The organism is Mycobacterium sp. E2462 (assembly GCF_001672685.1).
In the GTDB taxonomy this organism is placed as follows: Bacteria; Actinomycetota; Actinomycetes; order Mycobacteriales; family Mycobacteriaceae; genus Mycobacterium.
In genome coordinates, this window is the sequence record NZ_LZKC01000171.1 from 1 (window position 1) to 15040 (window position 15040).

The window sequence follows — 15040 nt, forward strand, 5'->3', positions numbered from 1 at the left end:
ATCTCGATCCGCGTACCGGAGGCATGCACATAGTAGGCGAACAGCGCCAGGCCCGGCGGCGCGGGTTAGCCGTCGCGGCGCTGCAGCCACTCGGCCAATGAGTGACCCGCGTCCAAGACGTGCCGTTCGGCGATGGACCGAGCGCGCTCAATGTCCTTGTCGGCGAGCGCATTCAGCAGTTGCTCGTGCTCGTCGAGCGAGTGTTGTTCGTGGTCCGGGAACACGGTCAGGAAGTTGCTCGGCACCACCCGCACCGCGTGCTTGATCTGCGTCATGAGCCGCGGCGAATGGGCGGCGCGGTGGATCTTTTGGTGAAACTGCCAGTTCGCCGTGCCGATGCTGGCGTCCCCGGAGCGCGCCACCACGTCCGCGGCTAGTTCGCGCAACGTGGCGAGTTCGGTCGGGTCCATGCGCTGGGCCGCCCAGGCCGCGGCCTGCCCGGTCAGCACCCCGAGAATGGTGAAGCTGTCGACGACATCTTCGGGGCTGATGCCGATCACGGTCACGCCGCTGCGCGGGGCCACCTGCACCAAGCCCTCGTAGGACAGTTCGAGCAGCGCCTCGCGCACCGGGGTCCTGCTGGTAGCGAATTCTTCGGTGATGGCGTCCAGGTCGATCCGAGTGCCGGCCGGCAGCGCGCCGGTCAGGATGCGGTCCCGCAACTCCCGGGCGGCGCGTTCGCGCACCGTCCCGGCGATATCGATCGTGGCCATTCCGACATGGTATCAACTGACGTTTGATATCTGACATATCAGATGTTACGTTTCTGGTATGGCTGATCGGCGCAACGACAAGATGTCCCTGGTCGCGTTCATGCAGGCGGGCAGTACCTCGGTCTATGCCGGCTCGTGGCGGCATCCGGCCACGGAACACGGCTACCTGGACGCCTCGTACTACGCCAAGATCGGCCGGCAGCTCGAAGAGGGCTGCTTCGACCTCATGTTCTTCGACGACCGCCTGGCCATGCCCGGCGTCTACGGCGGCTCGGTCGCCGACGCGGTGTATTACGGGGCCCGCCCGGTGAAGTTGGACCTCGGCGTCGTCCTTGGCGTCCTGGCCCAGGCCACGTCGAAAATCGGCCTCGGAGCGACGTATTCGACCACGTACTATGCGCCGTTTCACGTCGCCCGCACCTTCGCCACCCTCGACCACCTGTCCGGCGGCCGGGCCGCGTGGAACGTGGTCACATCCGTCAACGACAGCGAGGCCCAGAACTTCGGCGTCGACGCCCACCTCGGGCACGACGAACGCTACGACCGCGCCGACGAATTCATGGATGTGGTCACCGGATTGTGGGACACCTGGGAGGACGACGCCATCCTGCACGACCGGGTGGCCGGTCAATACGCCGATCCGGCGAAGGTGCACGAGCGGGCCGTAGTTGTCGGCCGCCCGCACCTCGGCGATCAGTTGGTCGGGGGTCAGGAAGCGGTATCGGCCTGAGTCCCGCACCTGGTCTAAGGTTTCGACTCCGGGCAGGTGCATCAGCGAACGCTGGTCGGTGGACCAGCGGCCGTAAGTCTTTGCCTCCCAGAGGATGTGTTCACCGAGCTCGGCCCAGGCCCGGTCGGGATCCCCGTGCAGGTAGATCATGCCGCGGTTCACCGGGCCCGGCATCAGGATGATCGGCTTCAGGCCGGTCTCCGAGCACAGTTGCCGGTAGTAGGCGGCGACGTCGGGCAGGTGGTCGGCCAGGCTCAGCGGCAACCCGAAACGCGCCGCGCGCCGGGCGGTGGCGGGCACGCCGCCGCCGACGTACAGCGGCGGGTGCGGGCGCGACCAGGTGCCACCGCCGAACGCCGCCTCGGGATCGCGGCCCGACCAGACGGCGAGCACCCGCTCGAGCAGGCCGTCCATCAGCCGACCCCGCTCGCCGAAATCGACGCCCAGCGCCTCGTATTCGACAGGGCGGTAGCCGAGGCCCACCGTCGTGTGCAACCGCCCGCGGCTCATGTTGTCGACCAGCGCGATGTCCTCGGCGAGCCGCACCGGATTCCACAGCGGGCCCAGCGCGCAATCGACGCTGGCGATCAGCGTCGACGTGCGGGCCAAGAACATCGCCGCGGCCATGATCGGGTTGCAGCTCCAGCCGTGCCCGGTGGCGTGGTGCTCGTCGACGCTGATCGACGTGATACCGCGCGCCTCGCCCCACTGCGCCATCTCCAGCGCGGCTGCCACCAGCTTGTGCTGGTTGCGCGGATCTCCTTGTGGCGAGGCGAAATTGAAACGCAAGACGGTCAGCGGCACGTCGGGACCCCTACTCGGAATCCGCGGCGGACCGCAGAAACGCCGGAAAGTCGGGGAACAGCGCTCGGTCAACGATCTCGATCCGCGTACCGGAGGCATGCACATAGTAGGCGAACAGCGCCAGGCCCGGCGGCGCGGTGTTAGCCGTCGCCTCCAAGGTAAAACCGTTGTCCTGCAACGACCGGGCCGACGCGGCGAGGTCGTCCACAAAGTAACCCAGGTGGTGGATGGCGTTGCCCGGCGCCGCCGTCCAAGGACTGCTAGGTACCTCCTGGATCAGCTCGAGGTGTGGTGCCTGCAGCGAGTAGACGAAGGTGGACGTCAGCTCCACGGTTCCGTCGGCGGTGCGCAGAGGCAGCGTGTAACTCATCGGGCTGGTCCACCGGTATCCGCCCAAGGCACCCAGGTAGGCCATGGCCTCACCGACATCAGGGACGACGATGCCGGTGTGATAGAAATCCTCCGGGCGTAGCGCCAATGTCATTGCCCATCCCCCATTCTCAGATGCAATCCGACGCGCCGTCGACGACGAAGAGCGCACCGCTGGTGTAGCTGCTCTGCTCGGTGCACAGGAAAGCCACGGTCGGGGCGACTTCGTCGGCGGACCCGAGACGGCGCAGCGGGATGTGCGCCAGCTCGGCGTCCACCAGTTCCTGGGCACCGCGCATGGGCGCGGTCATCGGGGTGTCGATGACCCCGGGGGCGACCGCGTTGACCCGGATGCCGTCGCCGGCCCATTTGACGGCGAGGTTCCTGGTGAGACAGATGACGCCGGCCTTGGCGGCGCCGTATCCGGGCACCAGGGTGACGGCGCGCAACGCCGACATCGACGCCAGGTTCACAACGCTGGCGCCGCCGGCCGCGCTGGACGCTGTGAGCGCGCGGTGGAGGCCGACCGTCAGGCGGTACGGTCCGGTGAGGTTGAGGGCCACCGAGGCGTCGAAGCCGTCCGGCCGGGACTCGTCGAGACCGCCGGGAAAGTTGGCGCCCGCATTGTTCACGAGCACGTCGAGGTGGGTGAACCCCCGCGCCAGGGCGTCCACGGAGTCGGAATCGGTGATCCGCAGCTGGCGATAGCTCATGCCATCCAGGTCGCGGTCGTAATCGGTTGCGGCGGGCCGGGTTCCGGTGATGGCGACCTCGGCCCCGGCGTCGCGGAACAGGCGCGCGATGGCGTGCCCGATGCCGCTGGTGCCGCCGGTGACGAGCGCGGTGGTCCCGGTGAAATCGAAGGTGACGCGCGCCGTCATGAGTTCCTGGCCACCTGCTGCTTGAGCCAGGCGCTCTCCCAGAAATTGGTGCTCGCGGCGAGGAGTCTGTCGTGAGCTTCCCGGAGCACGCCGCGCACTTCCGGGTGGTCGGTGGAGACGAGCTCGGCGAGATGGATGGCGTGCAGGGGACGGCCGGCGTCGAGGTGGTCGCGGGCCCGTCGCACCAGGGCGTCCGCGCCGGCCAACTCCACCACATCGGCGGCGACGGCGTCGAACCCGACGGGGTACAGCTCGGTGGTCGACTCGTGGTGGAACCAGCCGGAATAGTTCTCCCAGATGGCGCGCACGTCCCAGGCGACCTTGCCATAGCCCTGTCCCACCTCGCGATCCGCGGGCAGGGTGATCTCGCGCATCAACGTCCGGACGTCCTTGCCGGCGTTCATCCCCGCGACGGTCTGGTCGTGGACGTACTCGAGCGCGTCGCGCAGCCGTGTCAGCTCGGCGTAGATCAGGTCGGCGCCGGCGATGGGCTCGAAGTGGCCGGTCACCAGCAACTCGGCGCCCAGGTCGCGAACCCGCTCCACCGACGCGATGGCAGTCAAGGCGTCGCGATAACGGTCGCCGCGCATGGTCACCAGGTTGGGAATGTGCCCGAACAGCGGGCCGAACGTGTTCCCACACAGGCAGATTCGCTCATCGGGCAACCAGACCACCAGCGAATCGGTGGTTTCACCACCGGGCACCGAGATCAGCTCGAGGCGCCGATCACCGACCCGCAACGTCAGGGTGTCCGCGAAATCGAGGTCCACGACCGGCGCGCTTTGACCGGCCAGTCGGGTGGTGCCGAGCCGGCGCTGGATGGCGCCGATGCCCGCCGCCAGCGTGTCCTTGAACGCGAACGCACTGCGGCTGGCGCGGTACGGGATGAGGCGTTCGTTGTCGTCCCGCCACGTCGTCCAATTCGCTTGCGCTACAACGATAGTATCCGGATCGCGCAGGCTCTCCAGGCCGCCGACATGGTCCACGTGGCCTTGCGTGAAGATCACATAGCGCACCGGCGAGGAGTCCACCGCGTCGAAGTTGGCGCGGTGCACCGGCCCCTCGAAACCCATGCCGGTGTTGACCACCACCCGGCCCTCGCCGGTGGTGAGCAGGTAGGAATTCGACAGTCCGGGCGAACACCACAGCCCCGGCGCGATGCGCTGGGCCTTTTCGGCCGACGCCGGACGCATGGCGTCCGCGCCCGGCCTACCGCGGTAGACCGGTTCACCGCGCGCCGCGTCACTGCCCATCGCCGCTGTCTCCTTCACTCGCTCTCGGGGCGGACGTCGAACCTGTCGAAGTAGTAGCCGAACCGGCCGCGCAATTCGTCGGCGGAGGTGCCGAAGTGCCGTTGCAGGTCGTAGCGGATCCTGCCGTGCTTGCCCCGGGGATTGCTGTGCAGGTAGCGCTGGAAGCGGTCCCGGACGTTGGCGGGAAGGTCCACGCCGCCGCGCCGGTAGAGCTCCTCGAGCACCGGCATCTCGTTGCCGTTGAGGTGGTCAAAGCTGATGTCGATGCTGCGTTCGGCGGGGACCGCGTCGCGGTCGCGCACACAGGCGCCGAGCAGCAGGTCCACCCGGTCGGTCCAATAGGTCAGCAGCCAGTCCGGATCGATGCTGGTGCGCCGCAACCGATCCGAGTACGCCATCATGGTGATCGCCGACTGGACCACCGCGACGGGATCGCGGTGGGTGAATGCCACCAGTGCATCGGGGAAGGTGGCCAGCAGCGGGCGCAGCTGCTCGCAATGCTGGGGGCTCTTGAGCACCCAGGTTCGCGGTCCGCGCAGGAATGTCAGCGCCTGCAGCACCTTCTTGAGGTAGGCGTAGTGCCGGCTCTGGTCCAGGCTCAGGTAGTAGTCGCGCCAATCCGGCACCCGCGCATGCCATTCCAGGACGTAGGCGGCCAGGTCGAGGTCGAGCAGCTCGACCTCTTCCTCGATCGCCTCGGGGAAGCGGTCGTGCATCGCGGCGACCAACGGGGCGCTGGCCATCAGCGCGTCGTGTTCGGCCGTGGCGCGCGCGTAGCGCGGGTCGACACCGAAGGCGTCGGGACCCTGCCCGCGGGCGGGGATGGGGTCCTGGCTTTCCCAGTAGGGCAGCGCGCGCCGGCGCGGGTCGGCGGCGATGAGGTTGACGAGGTGGGTGGTGCCCGAGCGGGGCATGCCGACCACGACGAACGGCTTCTCGATGGTGATCAATTCGATTTCGGGGTACCGCTTGAGCAGATCGGTCAGCGATAAACGATTGCGCAGCAGGCGGACCACGCGCTGCCGCAGCGTCGACCGGGTCAGTTGGCGCAAACCCTGGTCGCCTTCGATCGCCGCCACGTGGGCGGTGAGGCGGTCGGTGAAGCCGTCGTGGTCGTCGATGTCCGTTCCGACACCGGCCTGGTGGACCGCCTCGGCGAGCATCTTGTCGAGGTCGAAGTCGACAGGTTTGGCTTCGGTGTATTCCAGGATCTGCCGCTGCAGGTCGGTCAGTACGGGCGAGGTCAGGTCGTCGAGGTCGATGTCGTCAACGGCTGAGCTCACTTCTGGCTGCCTACAGGTTGGCCAGGTCGTCGGGCACGTCGACCTTGTGCTCTTGCAGCGTTTCCAGCGGCACCACCTCGAGCGTGCGCTCGTGCGTAGAGGCCAGCACGACGGGGGCTGCGCAACCGTCCTCGTGCGCGCGCAACCAGTTCAGCGCAGTGACGCACCAGCGGTCGCCGGGCAGCAGCCCCGGAAAGCGGTATTCGGGAACCGGTGTCGACAGGTCGTTGCCGATGGAGCGTTGGTGCTCTAGGAATTCGGCGGTCATGACCGCGCAGATCGTATGCCGGCCGCGGTCCTCCGCCCCAGTCGAGCAGCAGCCGTCGCGGTAGTAACCGGTGAGGGGTTCGCTGCCGCACGGGTCCAGCGGGCCGCCCAGCACGTTTCGATCCAGCACCCGCTCAGTATTGCGCCCCCGGGGGCTTACGTTGAAGTAACTTCGCGATTCGTGTTGCCGGTGTGCGCGCCCGAACCGCCGGGGTGACGGGCGGATAACAATTCTTCACTCAAGGTGACGCGACACCCTGAGCAAATACCGGGGAAACCGCTTGGAAAAACTATGGTCACCCCGTGGAACGTCGAACGGCGCTGAAGCTCCCCCTGCTGCTGGCGGCGGGCGCTGCGTTGGCCAAGGCGCCGCGGGCCGCCGCCGAGGAGGCGGGCCGCTGGTCACCCGACCGCGCCAACCGCTGGTACCAGGCTCAAGGCTTCCTCGTCGGGGCGAACTACATTCCGGCCAACGCGATCAATCAGTTCGAGATGTTCCAGCCCGACACCTTCGACCCGCGGCGCATCGACACCGAGCTCGGCTGGGCCAGGTATTACGGCCACAACACGGCGCGGGTGTTCCTCCACGATCAGCTGTGGACGCAGGATCAGCGCGGGTTTCAGACGCGCCTCGCCCAGTTCGTCGACATCGCCGCGCGGCATCGGATCAAGCCGCTGTTGGTCTTCTTCGACTCCTGCTGGGACCCGCACCCGAAGGGCGGTCGGCAGCGCGCCCCGCGGCCCGGCGTGCACAACTCCGGGTGGGCGCAGAGCCCGGGGGCGGACCGCCTCGGCGATCCCCGCTATGTGCAGGTCATGCACGACTACGTCACGTCCGTGTTGACCCAATTCCGCAGCGACGACCGCATTTTGGGGTGGGACCTGTGGAACGAACCGGACAACCCCGCCCACCAGTACCAGAGCACCGAGAGGAGCGACAAGGAGCAGCTGGTGACCAACCTGCTGCCCCAGGTCTTCCGGTGGGCACGCGCGGTGGATCCCAGCCAACCGCTGACAAGTGGTGTGTGGCATGGGGATTGGGGCGAGCCGAAGGGCCGCACCCCGATCAGCGACATCCAGCTCGCCAATGCCGACGTGGTCACGTTCCACTCGTACGCCGAGCCGGCGGGATTCGAGTCGCGGATCGGCGAGCTGACTCCGCTTGGGCGCCCGATCATTTGCACCGAGTACATGGCGCGGCCGCGGGGCAGCACCGTCGAGAGCATCCTGCCCGTCGCCAAGCTCCACAACGTCGGCGCCATCAACTGGGGCCTGGTGGCCGGAAAAACCCAGACGTACTTTCCCTGGGATTCGTGGGATCACCCGTACAGCGCGGTTCCGAAAGTGTGGTTTCACGACCTGTTGCGGCCCGACGGCCGCCCGTTCCAGGACAGCGAAGGTCAAACGGTCCGGAAGTTGGCCGGCAGCCAAGCCTGAGCTGACGCCGTTTAACGGCCCCGTTGCGGTAGTAGGGTTGAACCGCGGAAGGGGGCGGCGAGTCGTTGATTGCGTCGTCACCGTTCTGGTGGTTTAACGACTCTTCGAACCGCTTTCGGGCGAGCTGGAAGACCAGTTCGGCTTCCACGGTGTGCCGGCGCGGCATGGAACGCCTGGCCAACTGCGAGATCTGAAAAGGTCTATCCGCCGATGGAATACTGATAAGAATGCCCCATACGATGTGCAACAGCTTCACGTTGTCCCTAATCAATGACCGAGCACGCAAGTATGTACCTCTGTCCCGCGAACGAGAGGACAATGATGAACATCGAGGCTCTTGGGATAATTGCGGTCGCGGCTACCGTCACCATGGTCAGCAGCTGTAATGACCACGCAGATACCACGCACTTCCCTATCCTCAATGATTTCGTGGCGGTCAACGTGGCCGAATACAGCCTAGACGCAACCACGCCCGGGATATCCATCAAGCAGGTTTTCTTTAAAACTCCGGATGGCATCAATTGTGACTTCGTCACAGGGCAGGCGCAGTGTAGTGGCAACAATTTTCCTGGAATTCCACCGGCTTCTCCGACGTCGAAGGGTACTGCACGTATCAACTAAATTGGGACCACGACAGGTTTACAGCAGCTCGTCCCATCAAGTGATCCGCCGACCGACGTGAAGACGCTTCCGCCACAGCATTCCATAACTGTAAATGGCATAATCTGCGGAGTTGACAATTCGGCCACGACAGCTTGTAAAGACCCGCAAGGTCGGGGCTTCGTATTATCGCCGCATGGATCCGCGTGGCTGCCTCATGTGTAACAAACGCTTTTAGCGAACTGCTTGTCTGTTGCCATCATCATGTCTTCAACCAACTCATTAGGTAACGATCGCCGCCGACCCGACGTACTAATCGGACGCTGAGCGGACAACAACGGTCGCCGATCGTCCGGCATGGCATTAAGGCGCCGCGAAGTCACCCACCGCGGTCATTTTGTTGCCATCAAAGGCGGTGGCGAAGCCGCCCGCGCCGAATGCGCAGTTTGTGATGATCGCCCGGTGCGGCGGGCTTTGCATCCACGAATCGAGGGCCTGGTTCGTGTTCGCAGCGGTCCCGGTGCCCCAATAGACGATCTCGCCCGTGGCGTGAGTCCTGTAACCCGCCTCGGCGATGCGCGTCTGGGGCGACGAGCCGTCCGACCCGATGTGTCCGCTTAAGCCGCTGTGCAGCATGTCGTCGGCGTGCCGTTGCGCTGCTGCCGTCAGGCGCGCGTCGTCGCGGATCGCACCGCACGGCGAACGCAACCCGTTGATGCCGGTGTACAGCGCTGTGCCCAAACCGTCTGCGCGGGCTTGGATTTCAGGAGCGGCGACCAAGACACAGCAAGCGGATACGACTGCGACGATCTTGACTCTGTCCGTCATAGGGCCTCTTCGCCGAGCGCTGTGCTGTTTTCCGTTAAGCAAGCTAACCATACTGGACCAGGCGGCGTTCCAAATTCGCCATCACGGGAGCCAGTGCTGGGGAGGCGGACACAGTCCTGCTGCCAACGAATAGAGAACCGATTTACAGATGTCTCACGAATCGAATGGCGCCAATCGCACGGCCAAGGGCATCCCGCAGCGAACCAGCAGCGCGAACCGCCCCTGCGGAACGGCCGCCGCCTCGGCGCGAATCATCGTCACCAGTTCACGCTTGAAGTCGCCTCGCGGGTAACGCCTGAGAACCCCAGTGACGTTGACGGGCGCGACGTCCCACACGCGCAGTCCCGCACCGTCGACCATCGCTCCCCATTGCAGATAACAGCCGAGCGCACCGTCGGTGTCGATTGTCATGCCTGGCGTCGTGTGCACACAGATACCGTCGGCGAGCAGCTGGGCGCGCTCGTCGGCCACGCCCGTGTTATTGGCGCATCCACCCAGAGCGGCACGCAGGCGGCTCTCGGCGTTGGCTTCGGCCCGCTGGGGCAGGACGAGCACACCAGCGCTTTCGCGCTGACGATTTTGGCGGTGGCGGAGGGATTTGAACCCTATTCAGCTACCTGATCGCAGCGCCAAAATAGGCCTTAGCTGCGAAAAGACATAACAGTAGTTCACCACAGTTATCTGTTACTCCCTGAAAAGTGCGCTCAGAACGTGCTCACGACCGGCCGTGCTGCCACGATTGATGTCAACATGGATGAGATCAACGATGTCCCTGACAACTTGCCCCACCCTCCTAGCCAGCCGATCCAGACGTACAGCCTTGAAGAGGTCGTGGCGATGGTGCTGCCGCCCGAGATGAAATCGGGCCGCCGCTGGCTTATGCAACGACTGAAGTCCGGGCGGATCCGCGGATACAAGGTGGGACGCGTATGGCGCATGACGCACGCTGATGTCGAGGAACTAATCGCCAGCCACCGGAATGATGCAGCGCCAAAACCCCCAGCGTCCGATCCCGATCAAAACCCATGGGGACTAAGCCCCCGCTCATTCCGTTACCGGCAGAGATACGGCCCGGAGGGCAATCCGAACCTGCAGAAGCCAAAGACGAAGCGCGCCAATCGGACCAAGTAGAAGATCCCTGGGCGGGATCTGTCAGCGCCGGCCGTCACGAATCTGGTACACCCGCGGGACAGAGAGGCCGGCAGCCTCGGCCAGCTTTTCGCCCGATATACCGTGCTCGAATCCCTCACGGATCAAGCGGCGCAACTTGTCATCGGCGTCGTCGAATGCGGCTCGTCGCCGCTCCCGCTCTTTGGCTGCATTCCGGACGAGTGCCAAGTGATCCTCCATGACTGGGGGAAGCGTAACGCTCGGAGTAGACATCGATTGGTAACTCCCCTTGCCGCGTGTCTATAGCGAGCTATAGGCTGGTCGTCTTAATATAGCGGGCTATAGCCCAAACGTCTTGTGCGACCACGTTGTTAATGACCGTCGTCCCGCGCTTTCCAGAAAAGGAGGTAGTGCCCCGGTGCCCGACACACTCCAACGTGCACCGCCCAAGGGTGCCGACGGCGATGGACGCCCTCGACACCTTTTGCTGCCGTCAGTAAAAGACTGAAGGCGGCTCCCCTGCCAGGGAGGGCGCCCCGCTTCCCAGCACCAAGCGGATAAGTCCTGACGACCATCGGTGCGCGCAGGTCGCCTGCTGCTCAGCGTCCAGGTACTGGCTCGCCCCGGTGTCGCTGCAGTGCAATGCTCAGACCCGCCAGGCATCATCAAGACGTGTGTCAGCTACGCAATCACTCTGGACAGCGGCATGAAGGAATGGGCTGGCGCGACAGGACCAACTCCTGACTCGGCGAAAGCCGCGGCGCTCGCCCGACTGCCGCCAGCAGCTGCTTCGCTTCCTCCAGCCCCGGCCCCTACAACGGTCACTGTGCAAGCACAACCGCGACACCACCGCCCAACACTCAGGTCTTCAACATCTGCCCGGACGGACATGAAGGTGTCGTCGGGGGACACACCAGCTGCGCGTTCGCCGCGAACGTGCGTCAGATCTTCTATGCCTCAGGCATGTCCAACCGTCTCACCGCCTTCTCGCCGGTGACTGGCGACGGTTACGACATGAACTGCGCCGGTAGATATCCCGCATACTTCAGTGATGGTTCGACCAAGGTATCAACGCGGTGTTATGGCGGCGATAACGCCGAAGTGGTCATCTGGTGACCGTCTCACCAGATCCGCGGCACGAGGCGGCCTCAGCAACGGCAGACATATCGGGGCCCGTTCTTGGTGACTCGGCCGTTTTGCGGTACTACGGTTTGAGCAGCTTAGTTAAGGGGGCGGTGATGCTCGTTAGTGCTGGGCCGCCGCAGCGCGTGCGATGCACCTGAAATGGTTGAGCGTCGGCGATTTGATCGCCGCGGCCGGCGGTGATCCTTGGGAGGTCAATCGGAGCCTGCAGGCCGGGAGCCCTGCTCAAATTTCGAGCCTGGCGAACGCCTTCTACGGCGCCGGCCGGCACACCGAGGAAGCCGACCACGCGTTCGAGCAGGCCCGCAAACGCTTCGACGCGGCGTGGAATCACCAAAACGGTGATCACCCCATCAACGATGCCGCCGAAGTGCAACGGTTAACGAAATCCCTTGGAGCGCAATCGGAGCAGTTGCCGAAGATCGGCGCCGATCTGGAAAACATCGCCGCTGCGTTGGCCGATGCGCAGAAGGCCGGCAATCAAAGAATCACCATGCTGGAAAGTGCTTTGCAGCACCTCGACGATATCATCGACGCGGCCGAGGATGAGCTGGCGCATGACCACCCAAGCGAGAAAAGACATGCCTTCCTGGAGAAAGTGATTGATGCCGCGCACCGCGACGCCGCCGACGAGGTCCGGGATGCGCTTCACGACATGCAGTCAATCCGCAGCGGTTACTCGAGCACGCTTCAGAACTCTCTGGGCAACCTGCGCGCTGACGGCTACGACCCGGAAACACTGATCCAAGTCGACGCAGACGACCACATCCCGCCGCCTAGCACCAGCCCTGAGGAAGTGCATAAGTGGTGGACATCCATGACACCCGAGCAGCGTCAGCATTTGCTCGCTGAGCACCCCGCCGAGATCGGCAACCTCAACGGCGTTCCCATCCCCGCCCGCAGCACAGCCAACACGACGGTCATGAACCAAGACCTCAACCGCGTCAAAGATGCCGCTAGCCGCAATGGCGTATCAGTCGACGAGGTTGTACGGAACCCGGGCAAATACGGCCTGTCGGCTACGGACATCACCCGCTATCAGAACGCTGATCAGACCAGGCAAGGCCTCGACCACGACGCCGATCACGGGCGCAACCCGGTGTTCCTATTTGCCTATGACCCGACGGCCTTCGGCGGGAAGGGCCGCGCAGCAGTCGCCATTGGCAACCCCGACACCGCTAAGAACACCGCGGTGATCGTGCCCGGCATCGGCAGCAGCGTTAAAGGCGGCTGGCTGTATGACGGTCACAACGACGCGCTCAACCTCTATGCCCAGGCAAACGCCGCTGATCCCAACAACGAGACAGCTGTAATCGCGTGGATGGGTTACGACGCGCCCAATGGATTCGGCGACCCGCGTTTTTTAACGCCCGAAATGGCGCGAACGGGCAGCGTAGCTTTGGCGCAGGACGTCAACGGCTTATGGGCCACACATCTCGGCGCGGGCCAGCACGTCACCGTTTTGGGTCACTCCTACGGTTCGACCACCACCGCCGACGCCTTCGCATTACACGGTATGCACGCCAATGACGCTGTGCTCCTAGGTTGTCCGGGCACCGACGCGGCTCAACACGCTGCGCAATTCCACCTCGACGGCGGCCACGTCTTTGTGGGAGATGCCTCTACCGATCCTGTCGGAATGGTCGGTCAACTCGACGGCACGAGTAAGACGATATTCGGAGAAAACTTCTTCGGGACAAACCCCGGCCTGGGTGTCGACCCCGCCGTCGACGGGTTCGGGTCAGTGCGTTTCCGCGCAGAAGTGCCCGGTTCTGACGGCATCAACCGGCACGACCACTCCTACTACTACCACCCGGGCAGCGAAGCCCTGCACGGCATGGCCGACATCGTGTCAGGCCACGGCGACCAACTACAAGCCGACGGCATGACGGCCGAACACCGCCACACAGCGGGCGGCATTCACGTCAATATCCCGGGCCTCCCGCCGGTCACCGTAGGCGTCCACACACCGGCCATCTTCGATCCGGAGTGGCAGCGCCCGGGGGGATCTGTCACCGACAACCACGTCTTCGATCAGGAGCACCATCATTAAGCGCCGGCGTGCATGGTTGCTCCCAGCACTGCTCACCCCGATAGTGCTCATCGCCATGTTGTTAGGAGGATGCGCGACAGTGCTCCACAAACCACACGCCGGGGGGCCATCGGGCAACCCGTTCGACGATTCGGCCCACCCCATGAGCGACGACGCGGCTATGGCCCAAGTTGTCGAGCCAGCCAAACAAATTGTGGCTATCGCCGGGTTGCAAGGGGTCGACGGAGGGTTCTCGTTTGCCTCCTGTAACGACCAAGGCGACCCGCCGTACCAAGGCAGAGTAAACATCGGCTTCCTGCTCCGCGGTGATCCCGATACCTACTTCCAACACATCCGCACCGCGATGCTTTCCAACGGCTGGAACGACGGCGCCCCACCTGGGCAGCACCTCTACGGCACCACGCTCAACAAGAATGGGGTGACCGCGAACATGGGCTACGTACCGTCTGACCACAGCCGCGGCCAAATACTTCTCTATGGCGAGTGCCGCGACACCAATGACCACCACCACGACCCCGGCGCCGGCATCGACATCACCGACCAGTTAACCGTCCGATGACAACGGCCGCTTACTGGCAGTGACGACCGGAAGTGGTCGTCTGGTGGCGGTCCGTACCACTGGCTCGACCAGCGTCCGCAGGCCCTACACCAACGGTCCTAGCGATTTCGAGACTCTCTATGGGTCAAGGACACGGAGAATCTCATCAGCAAACCAACGATGCCGTGTGCCCGGCCCTTCCCCAACTTCGCGCACGATGCCCTCGGTAGTTAGTGTCCTAAGGGCAGATTCCCCAACAATTTGGGCCTGTACGTAAAAATCCGCGACAGGCAGGCGGTCGCTTCGGGGCCGCGGTCAAGTCCAAGCGGATTGTGCTCAACCCGGCTAAAGGTGTCGAGAATCTGCCGCGCAAGACGACGCGCAGGCACGTCTACTTGAGTGCGGACGATGTGCATCGACTGGCTGATGAATCGGGAGAGCATCGCGGCTTGGTGCTTGTCTTGGCTTACTGCGGGTTGCGGTGGGGTGAGGCGATTGCGCTACGGGTGCGCGATGTCGAGTTCCTGAAGAGGCGGTTTGTTGTGGCAGACAACGCTGTGCAACTCGGTGTCGATCACGCGGTTGGGCAAACGAAAGGTCGAAAGGTGCGTTCGGTGCCTGTGTCGACGTTCGTCCTTGACGTGCTGTCCATGGAGTGCGCCGACAAGGCGTCCGGCGACTTAGTATTCGCGGGGCGGTCTGGCACGTATCTCCCGCGACCGAAGTCCTCGGGCGGATGGTTCGCCGGTGCGGTGAAGCGAGCCGGGGTTCAAACCATTACGCCGCACGATCTGCGGCACACGTGCGCTAGCTTGGCGATCAGCACCGGAGTGAATGTTTTGGCGCTTCAGCGGATGCTCGGACACACGTCGGCGAAGGTCACCTTGGACACGTACGCGGACCTGTTCGACACGGACTTAGATGCCGTTGCGGCGACGCTGCATGCCAAGTATTCACGCGGGAATGTGCGCAAAGTGTGCTCATCAGGCGCCCACGAGCGTCCTCAGCAAACCCGTTGATGCCTGTCTAGC

14 protein-coding genes and 3 pseudogenes are annotated in these 15040 nt (G+C 64.4%); 7 read left to right on the top strand and 10 right to left on the bottom strand.

All coding sequences use genetic code 11. From position 1 onward, the window contains the following. Positions 1-65: 65 nt before the first annotated feature. Positions 66-713 (bottom strand): GntR family transcriptional regulator, encoded by a 648-nt coding sequence (locus tag A5714_RS08040; RefSeq protein WP_068284430.1) that lies wholly within the window; start codon positions 711-713, stop codon positions 66-68. A 58-nt stretch (positions 714-771) separates the two neighbouring features. Between A5714_RS08040 and A5714_RS08045 the strand changes: the two are divergent. Beyond that, positions 772-1371: pseudogene (locus A5714_RS08045) on the top strand (LLM class flavin-dependent oxidoreductase); the annotation flags it as partial. Here the strand turns inward: A5714_RS08045 and A5714_RS25220 are convergent. The 6 genes and pseudogenes from A5714_RS25220 to A5714_RS08070 all read right to left on the bottom strand — a co-directional run. Next, positions 1327-2247, bottom strand: a pseudogene (locus tag A5714_RS25220) (LLM class flavin-dependent oxidoreductase); the annotation flags it as partial. The pseudogenes A5714_RS08045 and A5714_RS25220 overlap by 45 nt on opposite strands. Positions 2248-2257: 10 nt before the next feature. Further along, on the bottom strand, positions 2258-2731 hold the full coding sequence (locus A5714_RS08050; protein WP_068284432.1) for a VOC family protein: 474 nt from the start codon (positions 2729-2731) through the stop codon (positions 2258-2260). Between the two features lie 16 nt (positions 2732-2747). Further along, positions 2748-3497 carry an SDR family NAD(P)-dependent oxidoreductase gene (locus tag A5714_RS08055; RefSeq protein WP_068284434.1) on the bottom strand — a complete coding sequence of 250 codons (750 nt, stop codon included), beginning with the start codon at positions 3495-3497 and terminating at the stop codon, positions 2748-2750. After that, positions 3494-4750, bottom strand: coding sequence for an MBL fold metallo-hydrolase (locus tag A5714_RS08060; RefSeq protein WP_068284477.1), 1257 nt, complete (start codon positions 4748-4750; stop codon positions 3494-3496). The genes A5714_RS08055 and A5714_RS08060 overlap by 4 nt, the downstream gene beginning before the upstream one ends. A 14-nt stretch (positions 4751-4764) precedes the next feature. Next, positions 4765-6033, bottom strand: coding sequence for a sulfotransferase (locus tag A5714_RS08065; RefSeq protein WP_068284436.1), 1269 nt, complete (start codon positions 6031-6033; stop codon positions 4765-4767). A gap of 10 nt (positions 6034-6043) precedes the next feature. Then, entirely contained in the window at positions 6044-6430 is a 387-nt protein-coding gene (locus tag A5714_RS08070) for a DUF2237 family protein (protein ID WP_068071355.1), read from the bottom strand. A 173-nt stretch (positions 6431-6603) separates the two neighbouring features. On the opposite strand from A5714_RS08070, the gene A5714_RS08075 reads away from it, so the two are divergent. Further along, a complete protein-coding gene (locus tag A5714_RS08075; RefSeq protein WP_068284438.1) occupies positions 6604-7737 on the top strand; it encodes a cellulase family glycosylhydrolase in 1134 nt (377 codons plus the stop codon). A gap of 318 nt (positions 7738-8055) precedes the next feature. Further along, a complete protein-coding gene (locus A5714_RS25980) occupies positions 8056-8358 on the top strand; it encodes a hypothetical protein (RefSeq protein ID WP_156747221.1) in 303 nt (100 codons plus the stop codon). Between the two features lie 342 nt (positions 8359-8700). Here the strand turns inward: A5714_RS25980 and A5714_RS08085 are convergent, their stop codons facing one another. Together A5714_RS08085 and A5714_RS25985 are read right to left on the bottom strand one after the other, a co-directional pair. Then, positions 8701-9165 carry a CAP domain-containing protein gene (locus A5714_RS08085; protein ID WP_197513610.1) on the bottom strand — a complete coding sequence of 155 codons (465 nt, stop codon included), beginning with the start codon at positions 9163-9165 and terminating at the stop codon, positions 8701-8703. Positions 9166-9318: 153 nt separating this feature from the next. Continuing rightward, entirely contained in the window at positions 9319-9720 is a 402-nt protein-coding gene (locus A5714_RS25985) for a hypothetical protein (RefSeq protein WP_156747222.1), read from the bottom strand. Between the two features lie 156 nt (positions 9721-9876). On the opposite strand from A5714_RS25985, the gene A5714_RS25990 reads away from it, so the two are divergent. Next, positions 9877-10296 (top strand): helix-turn-helix domain-containing protein, encoded by a 420-nt coding sequence (locus tag A5714_RS25990; RefSeq protein WP_156747223.1) that lies wholly within the window; start codon positions 9877-9879, stop codon positions 10294-10296. Positions 10297-10317: 21 nt separating this feature from the next. On the opposite strand, the gene A5714_RS08100 is transcribed toward A5714_RS25990, so the two are convergent. Further along, complete coding sequence (locus tag A5714_RS08100) at positions 10318-10515, bottom strand: hypothetical protein (protein ID WP_156747224.1); 198 nt, start codon at positions 10513-10515, stop codon at positions 10318-10320. Positions 10516-11548: 1033 nt separating this feature from the next. Here A5714_RS08100 and A5714_RS08105 point away from each other — a divergent pair. The 3 genes and pseudogenes from A5714_RS08105 to A5714_RS08115 all read left to right on the top strand — a co-directional run. After that, positions 11549-13471: an alpha/beta hydrolase gene (locus A5714_RS08105; protein WP_068284446.1), complete on the top strand. Its 1923-nt coding sequence runs from the start codon at positions 11549-11551 to the stop codon at positions 13469-13471. Positions 13472-13526: 55 nt separating this feature from the next. Beyond that, on the top strand, positions 13527-14030 hold the full coding sequence (locus tag A5714_RS08110; RefSeq protein ID WP_156747225.1) for a hypothetical protein: 504 nt from the start codon (positions 13527-13529) through the stop codon (positions 14028-14030). Between the two features lie 290 nt (positions 14031-14320). Beyond that, a pseudogene (locus A5714_RS08115) lies at positions 14321-15028 on the top strand (tyrosine-type recombinase/integrase); the annotation flags it as partial. Positions 15029-15040 lie beyond the last annotated feature (12 nt).

Excerpts from the sequence above, each read along its gene's own strand:
- A5714_RS08055 (WP_068284434.1), bottom strand. The coding sequence starts at position 3,497 with ATGACGGCGCGCGTCACCTTCGATTTCACCGGGACCACCGCGCTCGTC.
- A5714_RS08105 (WP_068284446.1), top strand. The coding sequence starts at position 11,549 with ATGCACCTGAAATGGTTGAGCGTCGGCGATTTGATCGCCGCGGCCGGC.
- A5714_RS08050 (WP_068284432.1), bottom strand. The coding sequence starts at position 2,731 with ATGACATTGGCGCTACGCCCGGAGGATTTCTATCACACCGGCATCGTC.
- A5714_RS25980 (WP_156747221.1), top strand. The coding sequence starts at position 8,056 with ATGATGAACATCGAGGCTCTTGGGATAATTGCGGTCGCGGCTACCGTC.
- A5714_RS08100 (WP_156747224.1), bottom strand. The coding sequence starts at position 10,515 with ATGGAGGATCACTTGGCACTCGTCCGGAATGCAGCCAAAGAGCGGGAG.
- A5714_RS08040 (WP_068284430.1), bottom strand. The coding sequence starts at position 713 with ATGGCCACGATCGATATCGCCGGGACGGTGCGCGAACGCGCCGCCCGG.
- A5714_RS08060 (WP_068284477.1), bottom strand. The coding sequence starts at position 4,750 with ATGGGCAGTGACGCGGCGCGCGGTGAACCGGTCTACCGCGGTAGGCCG.
- A5714_RS08085 (WP_197513610.1), bottom strand. The coding sequence starts at position 9,165 with ATGACGGACAGAGTCAAGATCGTCGCAGTCGTATCCGCTTGCTGTGTC.
- A5714_RS08110 (WP_156747225.1), top strand. The coding sequence starts at position 13,527 with ATGTTGTTAGGAGGATGCGCGACAGTGCTCCACAAACCACACGCCGGG.